Below are 19,792 nucleotides of genomic sequence, written 5' to 3' on the forward strand. Positions count from 1 at the left end.
AGGCTGGCGGAGCAGGGCCGCAAGACCAAGCGCCTCACGGTCTCCCACGCGTTCCACTCGGTCTTGATGGAGCCGATGCTCGACGACTTCGCCGCCGCGCTCTCCCGGGTGTCGTGGTCGGAGCCGAAGTTCCCGGTGGTGTCGAACGTGACCGGGCAGCTTGCCGGGCTGGGGGAACTCACCGATCCGGGGTACTGGGTGGAGCATTTGCGCCGTCCGGTCCGTTTCGCCGACGGTGTGGCGTCGGCAGCCGGCGGCGGAGACGTGGTGTTCGTCGAGCTCGGGCCGGGTGCGGCCTTGTCGAGTGTCGTGGTGGAGTCCGCCGGTGAGCGGGCGGCCTGTGTCGCCGCTCTGCGGGACGGCCGTCCCGAGGCGCAGACCCTTCTCACCGCGACGGCTGAGGTCTTCGTCCATGGAGGGTCGGTGGACTGGGCGGGGATGCTGCCGGTTGCTTCGCATCTCGATCTCCCGACGTACGCCTTCGACCACCAGCACTACTGGCTCCCGGCGGGCGGCACCGGCGCGGGCGGCGATGTCGCCTCGCTCGGTCTGACCGGCACCGATCACCCCATGATCGGCGCGTTCGTCGAGGTGCCCGAGACCGGCGGTGTGCTTTGCACCTCCCGGCTGTCACTCCGTACCCACCCCTGGCTGGCCGACCACGCCATCGGCGGCACCGTTCTCGTGTCGAGCGCGGCGCTGGTCGAGCTGGCGGTGCGGGCGGGCGACGAGGTCGGCTGCGGCATGCTCGACGAACTGGCCGTCGAAGCGCCCTTCGTCCTGCCCGAGCAGGGCGGCGTCCGCGTCCAGGTCGCCGTAGGCGGCCCCGACGAGGACGGTACCCGCGCCATCACCGTGTACTCGGCGTCCGAGGACACCGCCGGGGATCACGACAGCGACGTCTGGACCCGCCACGCCACCGGCCGGCTGGGAGCGGCCCTGGCCGGGAGCGCGGACATGGCCGGCTTCGATGTCTCGGTCTGGCCGCCGGCCGGCGCCGAGCAGCTCCCGGTCGAGGGTGGCTACGATCTTCTGGCAGCGGCGGGTTACGGCTACGGTCCGGCGTTCCAGGGTGTACGCGCGGTGTGGCGGCGTGGCGAGGAAGTGTTCGCGGAGATCGCTCTGCCCGACGACGAGCGCGGCGACGCGAGTCGCTTCGGCATTCACCCCGCGCTGCTGGACGCCGCCCTGCACTCCAGCATGTTGGCCGTGGTGCTTGCGGGCCCGGCGGACGAGGACCGCGCCGGCACAGGAGCTGGCATACCCGTGCCTTTCTGCTGGACGGGGCTGCGCCTGCACGCCGTCGGTGCCTCCGAGCTGCGCGTGCGGATTGCGCGGTCCGTCGACAACACCTTCTCTCTCGAGGCTGCCGACTCGACGGGTGCTCCGGTGCTCAGCCTGCAGTCGCTGATCTCCAGGCCCGTGTCGGCCGAGCAACTGAGCCGGACGACGGCCGACGACAGCCGCGACGCAATGTTCGGGGTGGACTGGACCGAACTGCCGGCCGTGAGCATGCCTACAGCCATACCGGTGCCGTCCTGGGCGTCGGTCACGTCCGCCGAAGAGGTGGCCACCCTGGCCGACGACGTGCTGACCGGGGTGTCCGACACGCCCGAGGCAGTGATATTGACGGCCGCCACCAAGGACGCGGACGTCAGCCCGCTGGACCTGACCGACCGGGTCCTGGAGGCCGTCCAGACGTGGCTCGCAGGTGGCGGCTTTGCAAGTACACGGCTGGTGGTGGTCACTCGGGGCGCCGTGGCGGCGGGAGGCGACGCGACCGTCACCGACCCGGCTGGTGCCGCGGTGTGGGGATTGGTGCGCGCCGCACAGGCGGAACACCCGGAGCGGATCGTCTTGCTGGACACAGAAGCCGACGAAGCGGCAGAGACCCCTCAAAACACCGCCCTCGATGCACTGTTGGGCACCGTTCTCGCGCTTGGTGAGCCCCAGGTGGCGCTGCGTGGCGCAGGATTCTATGTTCCCCGGCTCACCCGGGTCGGCGTTCCGGCGTCAGCCGCCTCGCCTGCCGGTGCGGTGCTGGACCCGGAGGGCACAATCCTGGTGACCGGCGGCACCGGCGCTCTCGGTGCGATGCTGGCCCGTCACCTCGTCACCAAGCACGGCATTCGCCATCTCGTTCTGGCCAGTCGGCGTGGTCTGGAAGCGGACGGCGCTCGAGATCTGGTCGCCGAACTCCAGGCACTGGGCGCGGAGTCGGTCGCTGTCCCGGCCTGCGACGTGGCCGATTCGGAGGCACTGAGGACTCTGCTGTCCGGGCTGACCGAGCCGTCCAGGGTGAAGCACCGGCTTTCTGCCGTCGTTCACACCGCGGGCCTTATCGATGCCGGAGTCATCGGTGAGATCGACCGGGAGAGTCTGGAGCGAGTGTTCGCAGCGAAGGTGACGGCGACACGTCAACTGGACGAGGTCACCCGAGTGTTCGCCCCAGACCTCGACGCGTTTGTCGTGTATTCATCTGTTTCTGCAATCTTCATGGGTGCTGGTACGGGCAGTTATGCCGCTGCCAACGCCTACATGGACGGTCTGATGGCCAGGCGTCGCGCTGACGGCCTGCCTGCGCTGTCCCTTGCCTGGGGCCCGTGGTTGCAGGACACGGGTATGGGGGCGAGCCACTCCGACGAGGTCGTCCAGAGAAGGCTGAACCGGCTCGGTGGAGTGCAGCCCATGACTTCCGCGGAAGGCCTGGAACTGTTCGACGCCGCCCTGCACAGCGACCGTTCCCTGCTCGTCCCGACCAAGCTGAACGTGCGCGCCTTGCGGGCCGATGCCGCCGCGGGCCGGGAGACTCCCACACTCCTGCTCCGGCTGGTCGCGGCCCGGCGGAAGGCGGCGCGGCCCAGTGTTTCGGGCGACGAGCGTTCTCGGCTCACCGAACAACTCGTGGGACTGCCCCCGGCTGAACGGGCGACGGCCCTCCTCGACCTCGTACGGACCGAGGTAGGAATCGTCCTCGGCTACGGAGCGACCCAGCTGATCGATGCGGACCAGGGCCTCTTCGAGGTCGGCTTCGACTCGCTCACCGCGCTTGAACTGCGCAACAGGATAAGCAAGTCCCTCGGTGTCAAGCTCATGCCAGACCTGGTCTTCAGCAACCCGACGCCGGCGCTGGTCGCCGCCCACTTGTACGGGCAGCTCTTCGGTGAGGAAGCGCCTGCTCTCCCGGGGGTGGCCGTGTGACAGGAAATCGGCACCAGCCACAAGGCGGAAACGAACGGCGAAAGGAGCCCGGGCAGTGTTCAACGCGGAGGCGTATCTCCGGCGCATCGGCTGCGACGGAGAGAAAAAGGTAGGCATCGAGACGCTGCGCAGGCTTCAGAAGCGGCACCTCATGGCGATCCCGTACAGCATCGAAACGGTCCAGGTTTCCACCGACGGCATCCAACTCGTCGAACTCGACGAGGACGCGATGTTCCGGACGGTCGTTCTCGAAGGGCGCGGCGGCACCTGCTTTCAGCTGAACCGCCTGTTCTTCCGTCTCCTGGGCGAACTGGGCTATGACGTCACGCTGCTGGCGGCAAGCACCGCCGAGGGCTGGGAGAACCTCGGCATCGAGGTGGAGCACATGTTCATCCGGGTCGCGCTGGACGGCGCCGAGTGGCTCGTCGACGCCGGCTACCCGGGACCCTCGTACCTCGAACCGCTCCTTGTCACCGACGCGGTCCAGACCCAATACGGCAGCCAGTTCCGGCTCGTGGACCAGGGCGACGGCGCGTACGCGCTGCAGCGGCGCGCACGCGCCGGGCGTTGGGGTGTCGTCTACACGTTCCGGCTCCAGGAACGACAGTGGGACGACTGGAAGGAAGTGGAGGCCGGCCTGCGCGCCATCGCTCCCGCGCCCGACGGTGACGTGCAGGGCGGGGGGTTGTACGGCCGGACCTTCGACAACGGCCAGGTCGTCCTCAAGGGACGCCGGTACCTGACGGTCCGCGACGGCCGCGAACGCGCCCGAACAGTCGTCGACGACGACGAACACCGGGCATTGGTGACGCACATCCTCTCCGAGGACTTTCCAGGGCCGCCTTGAACGGCCGCCTGCCGGGAAGCAGCACATCCGCGATCCGAAACGAAGGCTAGAAGGAGTCAGAATGGTTGAGAAAACGGCTGACGTGGTGGTCGTAGGCGGCGGACCGGCGGGGGCGGTCAGTGCCTTCATGCTGGCCCGCCAAGGCCACTCCGTCGTAACTCCTGGAGGGTGACGAGTTCCCGCGGTTCCACATCGGCGAGTCTCTGCTGCCGTACATGATGGGCCTGTTCGACCGGATCGGTCTGCGGGAGGCACTGGAGTCCAAGGGCCATGTGCCCAAGTTCGGCGGCGAGTTCATCGACCCGACGGAGACCACGTTCTTCTCCGGGGTCTTCCGCGAGGATCGCGAACAAGTTCGGGCTGCGCAAGACGCTGGAGAAGCTCCGCATGGTCGGGGTGTTCCGCCACTACACGGGCCTCGACGAGCGGTACAACCTCGGCCACGAGGGCGACATCCAGGTCGGCGCGGACGATGACGGCTGGGTGTGGGCGATCCCCATCTCCAAGGACGTCATCAGCGTCGGCACCGTGATGCCGCGTGACGTGTTCCGCAAGAGCACCCCGGAGGAGGTTTTTGATGAGCACCTGAACCGGGTGCCTCGTCGTTCCAGGCAATCCTGGGTTTGCCCGGGTCGGTGTAGTCGTGCGCGGTGCAGCACGCGGCGATGACCTGGTCGGCCCCGGGGACCTCGCGGAGCACCGCACGGATCGCGGCGACGAGCTGAGTGAGGGTGTCCCGGGTGGCCACCGCGTCGTCGAAGACGGTGGGGTCCAGCGCCCGGCGCTGTCTTCCCCCCAGCGCGCCGGTCGCCACGATGACCTCCTTGACCTTCGCGAACAGCCGGTTCGGATCTCGCGAGTGCTGCAGCCGACGCCGGAAGTAGGTCAGTAACGATGGGTCGAAGGCTGTGTCGAGCAATCCCAGCCCGCAGGCAGCTTTCCACCGCAGATCGCAGCGCAGTTCCAGCACCGCCTCGAGGTCCGAGCGCCGGTACAGGCTCTGCAGTACCACGGCGGCGGCCAGTACCTGAGGCGGCATCGACGGGCGCCCGTTGGCCGACGGATACATGTCCGCGAACATCTCCGGTGGGAAGAGCACCTCACGGTGCTCGGCCAGGAACGCGAAGACACTGCCCTGTGGAATCAACTCCCGGCAGGTCTCCCACACATTAGGCCCGACCGGCCCCCGGTCCACTCGCCCTGCATACCCACGAGACTGGCCCCGGATCGCATGATCCGGAGCCAGAACCCGCAACATTTTCAGTGATCTTCTAGACGATTGAGTTTCGGCTGGTCAGCCGGATGTGGGCTGTAGTGCGAAGACCTGGTCGGGAACGGGGGGTGTGCAGCTTCGCGAGCAGGTCTCGCTGGGGCTTGGTCGGGACGGTGACCTGTGGGAGCCACGAGGGAGCAGCTGCTATCTCCTTGCCTCCGCCGGAACGCCCGCACCTAGGCGGGCCCGTAGGTCGTCCACCAGGGCCGCCGCTGCCCCCAGGCCTGAGGCCGCCCCATACACGTGGTAGTCCGGACGGATCAATACCGCGTCGGCCCCGTGGCGAGCCAGGAAAGTGCGGTAGACGCCGCCCACGTCGGCCACCGACATGTTCTGCGGCGTCCCGTCCTCGGGGAGCAGCGTCACCACGTGCGTGCCCAGGTCCGTGAGGAATGCCGACTGCTCCGCGTTGAGGTCGGCGTCCGCGCCTTCTGCCAGCATGAGAACGAAGCCGCGGCCGACCACATCGTCGAAAAGGCCAGTGCCTCTGAGGCTGTGTATCTGGCCTTGGGGAACCACTTCGCCGGCCGGGGATATGGGCGCCCCGTCTACTCTCCGGTGGAGGAGCCCCTGTGTGAGGGGCAGCGCCGGGTCCGGGACCGCCGGACCGCGGCCGCGGCGGCCCGCCAGGATCGTGGAATCGCGCTCGGCCGCAGCCACGGGGTCCGTCACGCAGATCACCCGGCCCAGCTGGACCGAGGACAGAATTGACTTCTGTACCTGCGCGCGGCGTTCCTCTGTGTAGGTGTCGATGAGCGATTCCGGGGCGAGGCCGCCCAGTATCAGGTCCAGCTTCCACGCCAGGTTGACGACGTCGCGGATGCCCGAGCACATGCCCTGCCCGGCGAACGGCGGCATCAGATGGGCCGCGTCCCCGGCCAGCAGTACCCGGCCCACCCGCCACTGCTCCGCCCAGCGGGACTGGAAGATGTACGTGGTGCTGCGCAGTAGCGTCGCGGTGTCGGGGGTCACCCCGTAGGGAGCGAGGAGCCGCCAGGCAGTCTCCTCCCGGTTCAACTCCGCGGCACGCTCGCCGGGCAGCCGCATGAACTCCCAGCGCCGATGCCCCGGACCGCTGCCAGCCAGAGTGGTCGGCCTGGCTGGGTCACAGATCTGGACGTTGGTCGGGACGAACTCGCCCGGCTCGTGCAGCTGCACATCGCACAGCAGCCACTCGTAGGAAAAGCCGAGATCGGTGACCGGCACGTCCAGATGGTCCCGGACGAAGCTGTTGGCACCGTCGCAGCCCACCACCCACTTCGCGGTGTACGTCTGGGCTGCGCCGTCCTCGTCCTCGGCTGTCACCGCGACCCGGTCGTCTTGCTCCTCGATTCCCACGACCTGGCGGCCCTGTACCACGGTCACTCCAGGCTGCTCGGCTGTCCGCGCGGCTAGCAGTTCCTCAAGGGCGGGCTGGTGCATGGTACTGGCGTCAGGCCACCCATACGGGCCCTCTGTGCGGAAGACGATGTCGATGAGGACCTCACCATCGGCTGAGCGCCACTGGTAACCGGTGGCGGGCTCAGCGATCTTGCCGAGGCTCGGGCCCGTCCCGCAGCCGGCGAGCAGCCGTGCCGTCTCGCCGTCGAAGCTGGTCGCCCTCGGCAGCATGTAGGGGCGTCGGCGCCGTTCCAGGACGATGGACTGTCGGCCGCGCTGTGCTAGCAGGATCCCGAGAGCGGCCCCGACTGGGCCGTTGCCGACGACGATCACGTCCGCATCTGTCTCGGGGCTCGCGCTGGCGGGCGGCTTGTCCGGTGACGTCTCGGGCACGGGAAACCCCTCATCTCATCGCAGGGTGGCTGGCGCAGGCACAACTGCCGAAATCGGAACGGCGCAAGACTAACCATCCGTACCGGCGTTCGGGCCGCTCGAGGGCTTGGGACTATCAGATCTGGGGATACGCGGTTCCACCTGCACGAACCTAGGCTTCCGATATTCCCTCACCAACCACGAGGAGTTCGTCCGGCATGCATCGCATCAAGCAACGGCGCAGTTCGAGAAATGGGTGAGTGTCTCGCACCCCGCGCCGCAGAGCAATGTGCGGCTTGCGTGCCTTCCGTACGTGGGCGGCTCTGCAAGCTTCTTCTTCCCGGTGTTCAAGGCGCTGCACCCATCGGTGGAGGTGTTGGCCCTCCAGCATCCAGGTCGGCAGACCCGGCTCCACGAACCGAGGATCGACAACATCCCCGAGTTCGCGGACCAGATCTTCGCCGCGCTGCGGCACCTGGACGACAAGCCACTGGCCCTGTTCGGCCACAGCATGGGCGCCGTCCTCGCGTACGAGGTGGCGCTGCGCATGCAGGACGCCGGGCTGCCTGCGCCGGTACGGCTGTTCGCGTCCGGTCGGCGGGCGCCGTCCCGCTATCGCGACGAGCGGGTGCATACGTCGAGCGACGCTGAACTCGTGGCCGAGCTCAGGGAGCTCAGCGGAACCAACGAGATGATGCTCAGCGACCCGGAGGTGGTGGCGATGATCCTGCCGGTCATCCGCAGCGACTACACCGCCATTGAACAGTATCGGCACGAGCCCGGCCGACGCCTCGACTGCCCGGTGACCGTGCTCACCGGAGACAGCGACCCTCGGGTCTCCCTTGATGAGGCCGAGGCATGGGCCGAGCACACCATCGGGGCGAGTGAAACGGAGGTCTTCCGGGGCGGCCACTTCTTCCTCGTCGACCGCGCAGCCGAGGTCATCGGCCTGGTGGCCCGGCGGCTGGGGCCGTTCTGACAGATCTCCGCGACGCCATGGCACCTGGCATGCTTCCCCGCTGCCTCAAGTGCATGCGAGGAACCCCCAACTCACCGAAAATTCCGCTCCGAGGCCTCGGCAGCGCCACATGAAGAAGACAGCCTATGAACGAGATCATCAGCGCTCTCCTCTCCGAGGAGGTCACATCGGGGGATGTGGCGGGTGTGCGTCTGCCGGAATACTACCGGGGCAATGTGGTGCGCCGGGAGGACACTTCGACGTTCGAGGGGATGGACTCGAAGGCGAAGGATCCCCGTAAGTCCCTGCGGGTGCAGGAGGTCGCGACACCGCAGCCGGGTCCGGGCGAGGCGTTGATCGCCGTGATGGCGAGCGCGATCAACTACAACACGGTGTGGTCCTCGATCTTCGAACCCCTGCCGACCTTCGGTTTCCTGGAGCGCTACGGACGCCTGAGTGAGCAGGCCAGGCGCCATGACCTGCCGTACCACGTGCTGGGCTCGGACCTGGCGGGGGTGGTGCTGCGCACCGGACCCGGTGTGAACCGGTGGCGACCCGGCGACCGGGTCGTGGCGCACTGCCTCTCCGTCGAGCTGGAGAGCCCCGACGGCCACGACGACACGATGCTCGACCCCGAGCAGCGCATCTGGGGCTTCGAGACCAACTTCGGCGGCCTTGCCGAGCTGGCGCTGGTGAAGTCCAACCAGCTGATGCCCAAGCCGGAGCACCTGACCTGGGAGGAGGCCGCGTCGCCGGGGCTGGTGAACTCGACCGCCTACCGGCAGCTGGTCTCCCGCAACGGTGCGCAGCTCAAGCAGGGCGACAATGTGCTGATCTGGGGCGCGAGCGGCGGACTCGGCTCGTACGCCACCCAGCTGGCGCTCGCCGGGGGAGCGAACCCGATCTGTGTGGTCTCCTCGCCGCAGAAGGCGGCCGTCTGCCGCTCGATGGGAGCTGAAGCGGTCATCGACCGCAGTGCCGAGGGCTACCGGTTCTGGAGGGACGAGAACACCCAGGACCCGCGTGAGTGGAAGCGGTTCGGCAAGCGTATCCGCGAGCTGACCGGCGGTGAGGACGTCGACATCGTCTTCGAGCACCCGGGCCGGGAGACGTTTGGTGCGTCGGTGTATGTGGCGAGGAAGGGCGGCACCGTGGTCACCTGTGCGTCCACGTCCGGGTACGTGCACGAGTTCGACAACCGTTACCTGTGGATGTCGCTGAAGCGGATCGTCGGCTCGCACTTCGCCAACTACCGTGAGGCGTGGGAGGCCAACCGGCTCGTCGCCAAGGGCAGGATCCACCCGACGCTGTCGAAGGTCTACCCGCTGGAGCAGGCCGGGCAAGCCGCGTACGAGGTCCACGCCAACCTCCACCAGGGCAAGGTCGGCATCCTCTGCCTGGCACCACAGGAGGGCCTCGGCGTACGCGACCACGCACTGCGGGCGAAGCACATCAACGCCATCAACCGCTTCCGCGAACAGAAAGCGTCAGCAACGCCATGACCACCAACCCGCGACCCCCTCACCGGCATCGTCGGCCTCGGCACAGTCGGCGAGGCCTTCCTGCGCCTGGCCCACCAGGCCGGCCATCGCATCGTGGCCGTCGACACCGACCCCGACGCACTCGTCCGCGTCGGCAACCGCCTCAAGGCGCTCACCACGGACGCGGCGGAGTCTGTCGTCCTCACGCACGAGGTGGCCGAACTCGCCCACGCTGACCTGGTGATCGAGGCCGTTCCCGACGACCTGGCCGTCAAGACGGACGTACTGCGTCGAATCGGCGAGATCTCACAGGCTCCGGTCCTCACGACGACCGCCGCCCTCTCCGTCCCCCACCTCGCCATCGCGTCCGGCCGCCCAGAGACGGTCGCGGGCCTGCGCTTCCTTGTCCCGCCCGGCCCCAGAGGCGCGGTGGAGCCGGTACCCACCGCGATGACCTCCCGGGCCGCCGAGGGCGCCATCGACACTCTGATCAACGATCTGGGCCTGGCTCGGGTTGAGATCGGCGCCGGACCAGCGGCGGACGCCACCGCACTCGTCATGGCCTACCTGAACCAGTCCGTGGCCTTCCTCGACGCCGGTCACTCCACCCGCGACGACATCGACACGGCAATGCGCCTACTGAGCTTTTCGTTAGTTCTGTGGGTGCAGGGGCTTCGGCGGTGTGAGCATGTTGGTGTGTCTTCCGAGTCGCAGGCCGTTGTTTCCGATGTCTCCGTTCTGCCGCTGACGCGGCCGCTTGGCCGAGGCCCGGCGCATGCGCGCGGTCGAGTTGTTCGAGCAAGGACGTTCTTCATCCGTGGTTGCACGGATGGCGGGGATCCACCCCGAGAGCGTGCGCCGGTGGAAACGCCTGTGGGAGCAGCGCGGGGTTGAGGCACTGCGGCGGCGTCCGGCCACCGGCCGGCCACCCAAGCTGGATGACACCCAAGTCGAGCTGGTTCGGACCGGGTTGAAGCAGGGCGCCCAGGCGCACGGGTTCGAGGCGGATCTGTGGACCTTGGAACGGGCCGGCGTGGTGGTCGAGCGGGTGACCGGGGTGAAGCTGGCCCGGGCATCCGTGTGGCGCTTGCTGACCGGGCGGCTGGGGTGGAGCCTGCAGCGGCCCAGGCGTCAGGCCGTCGAGCGGGACGAGTCCGAGATCGCCCGGTGGGTTGCACAGGAGTGGCCACGCATCAAAAGGGGGCGGTGAAGAAACGTGCCTGGATTGTGTTCTTCGATGAATCAGGTGTGTCACTGCTGCCCCAGGTTCGCCGCACCTACGCACCCCGCGGGCGCACTCCCACGCTGCGGCACCGGCTGAACTGGAAACGAGCCGGGATGGCCGCCGCGCTGGGCTACCACGCCGCTGACCTCGAACGTGGCCCGCGGCTGTGCTTCCACCTCAAGCCGGGCAGCTATGACACCACTTCCTTGATCGAAGTGTTGGAACACGTCAAGACCTTCTACGCCGGCGAGTCGGTGGTGTTGGTGTGGGACGGACTGTCGGCCCACTGGAGTCGGAGCATGCGGGCCCGGGCGGCCGAGCAGGACTGGCTGACGCTGGAGCGGCTGCCGGCCTACGCACCCGAACTCAACCCGGTGGAACTGCTGTGGTCGGCCATCAAGGCCCGCGAGCTGGCCAACCTCGCCGGCGACCACCTCGCCGACGTCGCCGACGCGGCAGAACGCGGCATCCACCGGATCTGCTCCAACGAACAACTCCCGTGGTCCTTCCTCACTCACACCGGATTGACAATCCATCCCGAACCACCACAGAACCCCCAGCCCGGCTTGTCAGTGCGGTGCTCGGAGTAGACGGTGCCTACGGATCCGGCGACGCTGGGGAGGGTGACGGGGCCGGCGGTGATGTCGCGGGTGACGTTGTACGGCATCGGGTGTTCCTCCAGACTGAGCGTGGCATGGGTCCGTCTTCCTGACGAAGTGAGCGATGGAGGGCGTGCCGAAAGGCTGTGCGGCTTCCGTACTCCGGTGGAGAGTGCGCGCGAGACGGAGGGCTGGTCATCAGGCGGTGTCGGCGTGGTGTGGGTGTGTCCAGTCGAAGTCGAGGCGGGCGTGCCTCTTCACGAGGGTGCGGGCGCCGCTCGGCTTGGTGTCCTCCTCGAGGACGGAGTGGACCGTCAGGAGGGGAGCGTCGCTGATGTGGTGCTTGCGGTCCCAGGCGAGGACTTGCTGGGCCATTTCCTCAGCGAGCTGCTCTGCGGCCGGTCCGTAGGCGTGGATGCCCCACTCCCATGTGGAGGGGCCTATCTTCCGGTTCAGCAGGCGGGCGAGGGAGCCGTCTCGGACGACGGCAGCGGCGTCCCAGCCCTTGGGGTGGTCGACGATCCCTGTGTCGAGTTCGGGGTCGACGGCCAGGCGGCAGAAGCCGTCCAGTGTGGTGGCGAGCCACAGCATGAGCTTGTCGAAGGGGGTGTTGCCGGGGATGGTGACGCCGGTCCATCGCTCGTACCGTGGTGATTCCAGGGCCTGGGTGAGCTGCTCGGCGTCGGCTGTGCCTCCCTCGGGGAAACGTACGCGAATCTCTCCGCCGCGCAGGGATACGGCGTCTTCCTTCCGGGCGCCGGCACCTTGCATGGGGACGAATCCGCACACTGTGTACGACCGGCTGACCAGCTGGTCGCCGCGTTTGTCGAAGGCGATGGCCCAGCTGTATCCGTGAATTTTCAGCGGGACCACGAGGCGTCCGCCCTCGACGAGTGGGGTGATCCAGGCCGGCGGGATGTCGGCGGCCTGGACGGTCACGATGATCGTGTCGAGGGAGTCCTTGTCCGTGAGGCCGGGAGCACCGTGCTCGCCGTCGCCCAGCACAACCCGCACCCGGTCGTATCCTGCTGCGGGCAGGAACCGTGCCGCGCGTTCGACGACGAATGGGTCGATGTCCATGGTGGTGATCAGTCCGTCGGGGCCGACGAGTTCCTGCATGAGCGCGGCGTTGGGGCCGCCGGAGCCGATCTCCAGCGCGGTCTGTCCGGGGTGGAGCGCGGCCTCGCGGAGCATGACGGCCTGCAGCCAGGGCGCCGAGACGGAGCTGGTGGCCCGGCCGTTGCGGTCGCGTTTGGTGGTGATGACCGCGTCGGCTGCGGCGTACACCGTTTCCAATGCGACCCCGGGGAGGAAGAGGTGGCGGCGCACGCGGCGGAAGGCCGCTTCGATTGAGGCGTTGTCGATGTAGCCCTGGTGGATGAGCTGGTCGGTCATTTCCTGGCGCAGTCGGTTGGCTTCGCGTGCCTGCTGGGGAGCATCGGGTGGAGCGGGCTGGCGGACGAGGTTGCGGTGCACGGGCGGCAGCCCGGCCAGGAGCCCGGGCCAGACGGTGTTCAGCACGTGTGCGGAGGGTGTGAACAGCGTGCCGGTGAGAGCGGGGAGGTCGGCGGGCCAGTGCCATTCCCAGCGGTGGAACAGGTCGGGTTCGGTCACGGTGGGGGTGCCGTGGTGGGCTGTGACGCGCACGGCGGCGGTGAGGCGGGGGATGTCGGAGGTGGTGTCCATCAGGAAGGCGAGGACGTGCGCGTCGTCTGCCGAGGCGCTCAGTCCGGTCTCCTCGGCCAGCTCGCGTACGGCTGCCTGCTCCAAGGATTCACCGGGGTCGGGTTTGCCGCCGGGAAGTTCCCAGACTCCGTGTACGGAGCGGCCCAGCAGTACGCGGCCGTGCTCGTCGGTGATAACGACACCTGCGCCGATGAGGCCCTGTGGCGCGGGGTGTGGCTTGTCGGCGATGGACACCGGACCTGCGGCGGGTTCCCGGAGGACCAGCACGGTCATGCCGTCGGCTTCGAATCGGGCGGCCGTGGTCCATCCAGTTGTGGCCAGGGCGATCTCGTCTTCGTCGAGGGCGATGTCGCGCCGGTCTGCGGTGACGGTGTCCGCGAGCGGGGTGATGATGCAGATCGTGCCGCCGGGGCGCAGATGCTCGCGTAGGCGGTTCAGGAGCCAGGTGCGGTTGTGGAGGAAGGCGTAGCTCAGGCGGAAGGTGATCAGGTCGTACGTGTCATGGGGCAGGGCGGCGAGGTTGTCGCGTTCGATGTCGTGGCGCAGGAAGCGCACGTCTGCGTCGTCCGGAGCCTGAGTGGCGGCGAGTTCGACGGCCGACTTTGCGTAGTCCACGGCGTCGACGGAGTACCCCATCTCGTGGAGGTAGAGGGCGAGTTCGCCGACCCCGCAGCCCACGTCCAGGGCGACGGCGGGGCCAGCGGGGCGAAGAGCGGTATTCAGTACGGCGCGTTCGGAGGCGGTCAGAGTCCGGAAGCGCTTGCCGCTGGCGTAGTGGTCGTGCCATTCGGCTTGGTGCGTGTATCCCACCGAGGCTGCTCCTTGTGGTCGTGGGGTTGGTGGTCAGGGCTTGTGGGTGTGCTGGAGGCGCGGCTTCTCGTCCGGGGCGCTGGGCCGCATGTACGCCTGCGGCATCAGGACCTCACGCTCCAGCGCGAGCAGGGCCTCGTGTACCGGGCCGAGGCCGAGGTCGCCGTCCGCCTTCAGCCGGGCGACCATCGCCGACCGTGTGGCCGCCGCTTTGTCTCCCGGCGCTGGTCTTGAGCTGCTTGTCCCGGTCGGCCGGGTCCGGGCCCTGCCGGGGTGATGAGCCCTCCTGCGTGCCCGTGTGGCGGGCGTGGGTGGTCTTTTCAGGGGTCATGCCCAGCCCATCTCCGTGTAGAGGCGCTGTGCGCGGATGCCCTCGATGGCTGCCCGGGTGTAGGCCACGGTCTGTACTGGGAGCTCGTCGGGATGCCAGAAGCTCCAGCTGGTGCACTTGTCGGGCTCCCGGACCTCTGGGGTGCCCTCCCAGTGGCGGGCCCGGAACACGAGCTGCATCCGGGGCCGGTCGCCGGGGGTGTCGACGAGGTGGACGACGTGTGCGAGTTCGACGTCGCCGGGCTCGATCCGCAGGCCGGCCTCTTCCTGCGCTTCGCGGACGAGACAGGCCAGGGCGGCTTCCTGCTCGCAGTGTCCTGCCAGGAAGTGGTACATCGAAGCGGCGTAGGCCGAGTCGGGGTGACGCAGGCCCAGCAGCACCCTGCTGTCGGAGTCTTCCAGATAGAGGTGGACGCCGACGACGTTCAGCACGGTCCCGCTCGGCGCCGCCGCCGGAGGTGATGCCGGCGGCCGGCACGAGCCGGGGGGCTCGGCCTCCCGCGGCGTATCGGAGCGGACGGCCTCGTGGTCGCCCTCGGGCCCGCTCGCGGCGTGGCGGTACACCAGGTCGCGAGTGGAGGAGCTGATCCGGAGGCGAGGGAGGACGTCTGGGGCGAACCAGTGCAGCATCACCCCTTCGGTGAGCGTGAGGTCGGCGGGATTTCCGTTCCACCGGCCCGCGTAGACGGCGATGGGGATGGTGGTGCCGTCGCTCCCTCGCGCCTCCTCGACGGCGAACGGCCGCAGGACGGGGACATGGAGACCCGCCTCTTCCCTCAGCTCCCGCCGGACGGTCTCCTCCAGCGTCCGGTCCTGCGGTTCGCGGCCACCACCGAGGAGCGACCACGCTCCTGGCTCCCAGATGACGCCTGGCAGATGGTCGCGCAGATGCAGCAGGTACTGGCCCTGGTCGTTGTAGATCAGCGCCGAGGCGTTCACCGGCTCGCCCGCGGGCGCCGCCGTGCCGAGCTTGAGGAGTTTGTCGCGCAGCGTCGGCGCGGCGACGCGGTCGATGGGACGCCACTCCCGTTCGCAGACAGCTTCGGCCTGAAGAGCGATGGCCGCATCGACGTGGCGGAGTCGGAAGCAGAAGCGCAGGTCGTAGTGGTGGTGGGCCAGCGTGCTCGTGGCCGGGTGGGCATCGATCTCGAGTACGCCGATGTCGAGGGGCAGGCCGCCCAGCCCCGGCCAAGGGGCCACCGCGCCGGGCGGAATGCCTGCCTCCTCGTGCAGCGCACGCAGGGCCGCCGCTGCGAGCGTGTTGTCACCGGGCTCGTTGTGGCCACTGGGGGTGAGAACCTTGCCGCCGGCCCGGTGGTGAATGTGCAGGACACGGCCAGTGTCGTCGATCACGATGGCACTGCAGGTGATATGACCGGGAAGGGCAGTGCGGCTGGCCGGGTCGGCGGGGCGGCCGAGAGCCGCGAGGAGGGTGCCGAGTCCGGCGCGCTCGCCCGGATGGCGGGCGAGGTACGCCTCGATGGTGCTGTGGATGTGGGAGCGGCTGGGCGGCATGTCGTCACCTCGGAGTCCACAGAGCAGGGGAGTTAGGAAGCGGGCGGGCTTCACCGGGCCTGCCTGTGCTGAGGCTCGGCGCTGCGGCGCGGTGCGGGGAGGTCGCCTGTCGATGGTGAGGCCAGCCCGTACTGGGCGGCCTGGGCCTGGAACATCTCCCGGTACAGACCGTCCCCGCGGGCCATGAGCTGGTCGTGGGTGCCCTCTTCGACGATGAGCCCCTGGTCGAGGACGTAGATGCGGTCGGCCTTCGCGGTCGCGGCGAGACGGTGGGTGACCAGGACGATCGCGTTACCGTCCTCGGCCAGGCTCCACAGCCGCTCGAATGCGGCGATTTCCGCATGCGGATCCAGCGCCGAGGTGGGCTCATCGACCAGGAAAAACGGCGCGCTCCGGTACCTGCTGCGCGCGGTGCCCAGCTTCTGCCACTGCCCACCGGAGAGCTGGACGCCCCGCTCGTATCCCTTGAAGACGATCGAATCCCACTGGTGCGGCAGCCCCTCGATCAGCGCGTGCACGTCGGCCGCCTTGGCAGCCTCCTTGACCCGGTTCATGTCCCGGGGACGGTCACCGGCGCCGATGGCCACGTTCGTGGCGGCTGTCATCTCCCAGCGCGGGAAATCCTGCGCGAGCAGTCCGACGGCCGCGAACACCTCCGCGCGGTCGGCCTCGCGGATCTCGACCCGCTCGCCGCTCGCTCCTTCCCACCACACGTTCCCGCTGGTGGGCAGCAACAGGCCCGCGAGGATCCGGGTCATGGTCGTCTTGCCCGAGCCGTTCGCACCGACCAGCGCGGTCACCTCACCCCGCCGCACCGACAGGCTCACCCCCTTCAGCGAGGGGGACGAGGCCCCGGGGTAGGTGAAAGACACGTCCTCCACGTGGATGGCCTGCACGGGGGAGGGCAGTGGCACGCCTGTCTGCGGGATGGCGTGCTTCGCAGCCAGCTCGGTGGCGTTCTGGGTGTCGGTGAGGAACAGCATCTCCTCGTAGAGGCGGTTGACCTGCTGGACCAAAGAGGTGAGCCGCGCGGTGGAATTACGGATGGCCACCACCGCGGTGCCGCCGACCGCCAGCGGCAGCCCACCACTGGTCAACAGCCACCACAACACCCCATAACAGCCCAGGGACGCCAGACCGGAGAAACCGCCGGCGACCAGGTCGGTGTGCGCCTGCGCCCGCGCCAGACGCCGCTGCTCGGCCTCCATCTGCCGCGACATCTCCTCATAGCCGCGCAGCAGCTTCACCCCGGCCGCGTGTGCGCGGATCTCACCTGCGGCATGGGGCCTGGTCAGATACGCCAGCAGCGAGGCCACAGCGCGCCGGTGATCCACCCAGTTCAGCCGTGAGATGTACTCGCGCCGCGCCGAGCGCACTGCCCCCCACCCCCTTGGCAGGGCGATCGCCAACAGCATCGGAAGCAACGCCCAGTGGAGGGAGGCCAGCACGATGGCCGCCGCCACCAGGCTGATCAACACGTTTCCCACGCCCACCGACAGTCTGAGCATGTTGCGTGCCGAGTCGGTGCCGAACTTCCCCGCCTCCAAGACGCGTTGGATCTCGGGCCGCTCGGTCGCCTCGACTTCCACCCGGGTGACGGCCCGGTAGTACCGGGCGGAGATGGCCCGCTCGACCTGTGGCTCCAGCCGACCGGACATCGCCGTCGACCACGCCGCCAGCAACGCCGCCCCCACCGACACCGCCGCCAACACCATCAGGGAGGGCAGCGCCTCGCGGAGCCTGTCCGCGGTCGGACCGGCGGCGAACAGCCGGGTGAGGATGTCGTTGACCGCCAGCAGGCCCCACGCGGCCATCACGCCCTCTCCGGCCTGGGCCACAACGACACCGGCCAGGGCCCGCCAGTCCGCTTCCCATCCGGTGCGTAACACCATCCCGACCATGCGCGGAAGTGCGGCAGCCATCTTCCCGAACCCCAGGCGGGTCAGCGCGCCTTGGTGGTGCACGAAGGACTGATCCCAGCGCAGCCGACCCCCGAACAGCTCCTGCTCCGCGTCCGAGATCCCGCTCGCCGTCTCTCCCGGCTTCCTCTGCGGCTTCATGCGCACCGCCCCTGCCCCAGCCCTGCAGCGGGCTGGGCGATGACCAGAACCTGGGCACCGGCAGACGCACCCCACCACCGCTCCGCTGAAGGAAGCTGTTGGCCGCGCCGCCGCAGCGGGGAGAGCGGCAGCACGGACCACTCGGTGCGGGCCGGTAGGGCGGCAGCCAAGGCCGGTTGTGGGCCGCAGCCGATGGCGGAGGGTGCCGACGCGGCGTGGCTCCTTTGGCTTGCGTCACCACTCATCCAGCCCGCCTCCGGCTGGAAGGTGCCGCCTGCGGCAGCGTCAACACGGCGCCGCATCAGTGCGGTGGTCAGCCCGCCGGAACGATGTTGTTCGATTAAGGCAAGGGCAGGCGCTGGAACAGAACTGGGGGCCACGGCGTCCTCCGGATGGGCGCGTCTGAGGTACTGGTGCTCTAATAACGGGGCCGAACAGGACACCGTTACGGGTATCTGGCGAACAAATGTTCCCTACGGCGGCGGTTCGCCCGTCGTGGTGGGCTCGTCGGCCTCCGGGGTCATTCGAGCAGGATGACCTCACTCGGCCGGGTGATTGACCTGCTGGCAACGAGCTCGCCGAGAACGCCACCTACGGGATGTCCCGTAAATGATCTGCGGCGTGCTGGGTGACCTGGTCGTTTCTCCCTCACTCGGCCAGGGTGAGGTTGTGCAGGCGAGCGATGCCGAGCATGGCGTGGTGCACGCCGTCTCCTTTCAGACGGCAGTCGCGGAGGATCTTCCATGTCTTCATCCGGGCGAAGACGTGCTCGACGCGGGCGCGGACCTTACGGTGTGAGGCGTTGTGCTCCTCTTTCCAAGCCGGGAGCTCCACCTGTCCGCGCTCGCGGCGGTGTGGGATGACCAGGCCGGTGCCCCGGTAGCCGCCGTCTGCGATCACCGTGGTGTTGCCGACGGCGTCCTTGGCGCCGGACAGTTCCCACGCCTTGCCGTCGTTGCGGTTGCCTGTGACCGGCCGGCCGGCTGCGACGACGAGCCGGGTGTCGGCGTCGATGACGACCTGGTGGTTGGTGGAGTACCGATAGTTCTTCGACTGCTCGGCGATGGCGTGGTCGCGGGTGGGGACCAGGGTGCCGTCCGCGATCAGCACCGTGTCCCTGCGGAACCGCTTGCGCTGCTGGAGCGCGAGTTGCGGCCCGAGGTGGTCGATGATGCGGTCCGCGGCCGACTTCGAGACGCCGAAGAGCGGGGCCAACTGTCGCAGCGTGAGGTTCGTCCGCCAATAGGCGGCGACCAGGAGTAGGCGGTCTTCAGCGGCAGGCTCCACGGTCGGCCCTTGCGCACCGGGTCCGCTCCCTCACGCCGGAGCGCGGTGATCAGCTTGCCGAACTGGCGCGGGCTCAGCCCGGTGAACGGGGCTATCCACGACGGCTCCGAAGCGGTGATCACTGCTGCCATTCCAAGATCATGCCAGCGGCCCGGAGTCTTGATCGTTGGGTTCAACGCAGCACGTTGGATCGGGGGGTGCCACGCTACCTTCGAAGGATGCAGCAGTCTCCGCGGCAGGTCCCCGCGCTCCTTGACGGGCCCGGCGTCAACGTCTCCGATGCCCGTGACCTCCTCATCGGTTACCTTGCGTGGTATCGCGAAGCCTTGATGCGGAAGCTCTCCGGGCTGTCCGACGCCCAGCTCCGGACGCCCGTGCAGCCGCTGGGCTGGTCACCGCTCGGCCTGGTCCAGCACCTGAGCTGGGTCGAACGCCGTTGGATGCGCTGGGGATTCGCTGCCGAAGACGTCCTCGCATACCCGCCTGGGGGCGATGAGGCCGAATGGATAATCCCTGTCGGGACACCTACCGCTGAGATCATGGCCGCCTATCGCAGCGAAGTGACCACGTCGACCTCGCTGGCCGCGGCTGCCGACCTGGCCGACAAGGCGAGCCTCGGCGGTCGCTTCCGAACACCCGACCAGGCTCCCTCCCTCGGACGGATCCTCTTCCACCTGCTCCAGGAGTACGCCCGCCACGTCGGCCAGCTCGACGTCGCCCGAGAGCTCATCGATGGGGCAACAGGCGAGTAATACGCGCCAAGCCCGC

At 68.6% G+C, this 19,792-nt stretch carries 14 protein-coding genes and 2 pseudogenes; 9 read left to right on the forward strand and 7 right to left on the reverse strand.

What is annotated here, in order from left to right:
- The first annotated feature begins 3 nt into the window (after positions 1 to 3).
- The 3 genes from IEJ02_RS42110 (at position 4) to IEJ02_RS42120 (ending at position 4,220) form a co-directional block, all read left to right on the forward strand.
- Positions 4 to 3,201 carry a type I polyketide synthase gene (locus IEJ02_RS42110; RefSeq protein ID WP_223865351.1) on the forward strand — a complete coding sequence of 1,066 codons (3,198 nt, stop codon included), beginning with the start codon at positions 4 to 6 and terminating at the stop codon, positions 3,199 to 3,201.
- A 55-nt stretch (positions 3,202 to 3,256) separates the two neighbouring features.
- A complete protein-coding gene (locus IEJ02_RS42115; RefSeq protein ID WP_191069614.1) occupies positions 3,257 to 4,048 on the forward strand; it encodes an arylamine N-acetyltransferase family protein in 792 nt (263 codons plus the stop codon).
- 61 nt (positions 4,049 to 4,109) lie between these two features.
- The gene (locus tag IEJ02_RS42120) at positions 4,110 to 4,220 is read left to right on the forward strand and encodes an FAD-dependent monooxygenase (RefSeq protein ID WP_191069615.1); all 111 of its coding nucleotides are present in this window, start codon (positions 4,110 to 4,112) and stop codon (positions 4,218 to 4,220) included.
- A 426-nt stretch (positions 4,221 to 4,646) separates the two neighbouring features.
- On the opposite strand, the pseudogene IEJ02_RS42125 reads toward IEJ02_RS42120, so the two are convergent.
- A pseudogene (locus tag IEJ02_RS42125) lies at positions 4,647 to 5,243 on the reverse strand (transposase); the annotation flags it as partial.
- A 222-nt stretch (positions 5,244 to 5,465) separates the two neighbouring features.
- A complete protein-coding gene (gene mhpA, locus IEJ02_RS42130; protein WP_191069616.1) occupies positions 5,466 to 7,094 on the reverse strand; it encodes a bifunctional 3-(3-hydroxy-phenyl)propionate/3-hydroxycinnamic acid hydroxylase MhpA in 1,629 nt (542 codons plus the stop codon).
- Between the two features lie 268 nt (positions 7,095 to 7,362).
- Here mhpA and IEJ02_RS42135 point away from each other — a divergent pair, with 268 nt between their 5' ends.
- From IEJ02_RS42135 to IEJ02_RS42155, 5 genes are all read left to right on the forward strand, one after another.
- Positions 7,363 to 8,052: a thioesterase II family protein gene (locus tag IEJ02_RS42135; protein ID WP_317986060.1), complete on the forward strand. Its 690-nt coding sequence runs from the start codon at positions 7,363 to 7,365 to the stop codon at positions 8,050 to 8,052.
- Positions 8,053 to 8,177: 125 nt separating this feature from the next.
- Entirely contained in the window at positions 8,178 to 9,533 is a 1,356-nt protein-coding gene (gene ccrA, locus IEJ02_RS42140) for a crotonyl-CoA carboxylase/reductase (protein ID WP_191069617.1), read from the forward strand.
- A 27-nt stretch (positions 9,534 to 9,560) separates the two neighbouring features.
- Positions 9,561 to 10,406, forward strand: coding sequence for a 3-hydroxyacyl-CoA dehydrogenase NAD-binding domain-containing protein (locus IEJ02_RS49425; protein ID WP_317986061.1), 846 nt, complete (start codon positions 9,561 to 9,563; stop codon positions 10,404 to 10,406).
- Positions 10,288 to 10,722 carry a winged helix-turn-helix domain-containing protein gene (locus IEJ02_RS42150; RefSeq protein WP_223865347.1) on the forward strand — a complete coding sequence of 145 codons (435 nt, stop codon included), beginning with the start codon at positions 10,288 to 10,290 and terminating at the stop codon, positions 10,720 to 10,722. Before IEJ02_RS49425 ends, IEJ02_RS42150 begins: the two co-directional genes overlap by 119 nt.
- 38 nt (positions 10,723 to 10,760) lie before the next feature.
- Positions 10,761 to 11,327, forward strand: coding sequence for a transposase (locus IEJ02_RS42155; protein ID WP_317986056.1), 567 nt, complete (start codon positions 10,761 to 10,763; stop codon positions 11,325 to 11,327).
- A gap of 207 nt (positions 11,328 to 11,534) precedes the next feature.
- On the opposite strand, the gene fxlM is transcribed toward IEJ02_RS42155, so the two are convergent.
- The 5 genes and pseudogenes from fxlM to IEJ02_RS42180 all read right to left on the reverse strand — a co-directional run bounded on the left by fxlM (position 11,535) and on the right by IEJ02_RS42180 (position 19,155).
- Positions 11,535 to 13,832: a methyltransferase, FxLD system gene (fxlM, locus tag IEJ02_RS42160; RefSeq protein ID WP_191069620.1), complete on the reverse strand. Its 2,298-nt coding sequence runs from the start codon at positions 13,830 to 13,832 to the stop codon at positions 11,535 to 11,537.
- A 33-nt stretch (positions 13,833 to 13,865) separates the two neighbouring features.
- A complete protein-coding gene (locus IEJ02_RS42165; protein ID WP_191069621.1) occupies positions 13,866 to 14,021 on the reverse strand; it encodes a hypothetical protein in 156 nt (51 codons plus the stop codon).
- Positions 14,022 to 14,159: 138 nt separating this feature from the next.
- On the reverse strand, positions 14,160 to 15,677 hold the full coding sequence (locus tag IEJ02_RS42170) for an NUDIX hydrolase (RefSeq protein WP_191069622.1): 1,518 nt from the start codon (positions 15,675 to 15,677) through the stop codon (positions 14,160 to 14,162).
- 50 nt (positions 15,678 to 15,727) lie between these two features.
- Positions 15,728 to 17,737 (reverse strand): ABC transporter ATP-binding protein, encoded by a 2,010-nt coding sequence (locus IEJ02_RS42175; protein ID WP_191069623.1) that lies wholly within the window; start codon positions 17,735 to 17,737, stop codon positions 15,728 to 15,730.
- 648 nt (positions 17,738 to 18,385) lie between these two features.
- Positions 18,386 to 19,155: pseudogene (locus tag IEJ02_RS42180) on the reverse strand (transposase).
- A 198-nt stretch (positions 19,156 to 19,353) separates the two neighbouring features.
- Between IEJ02_RS42180 and IEJ02_RS42185 the strand changes: the two are divergent.
- Positions 19,354 to 19,776, forward strand: a complete 423-nt coding sequence (locus IEJ02_RS42185) for a mycothiol transferase (protein WP_263408035.1) — start codon at positions 19,354 to 19,356, stop codon at positions 19,774 to 19,776.
- The last annotated feature ends 16 nt before the right edge of the window (positions 19,777 to 19,792 follow it).

Source organism: Streptomyces sp. 5-10 (assembly GCF_014712245.1).
GTDB lineage: Bacteria > Actinomycetota > Actinomycetes > Streptomycetales > Streptomycetaceae > Streptomyces > Streptomyces violaceusniger.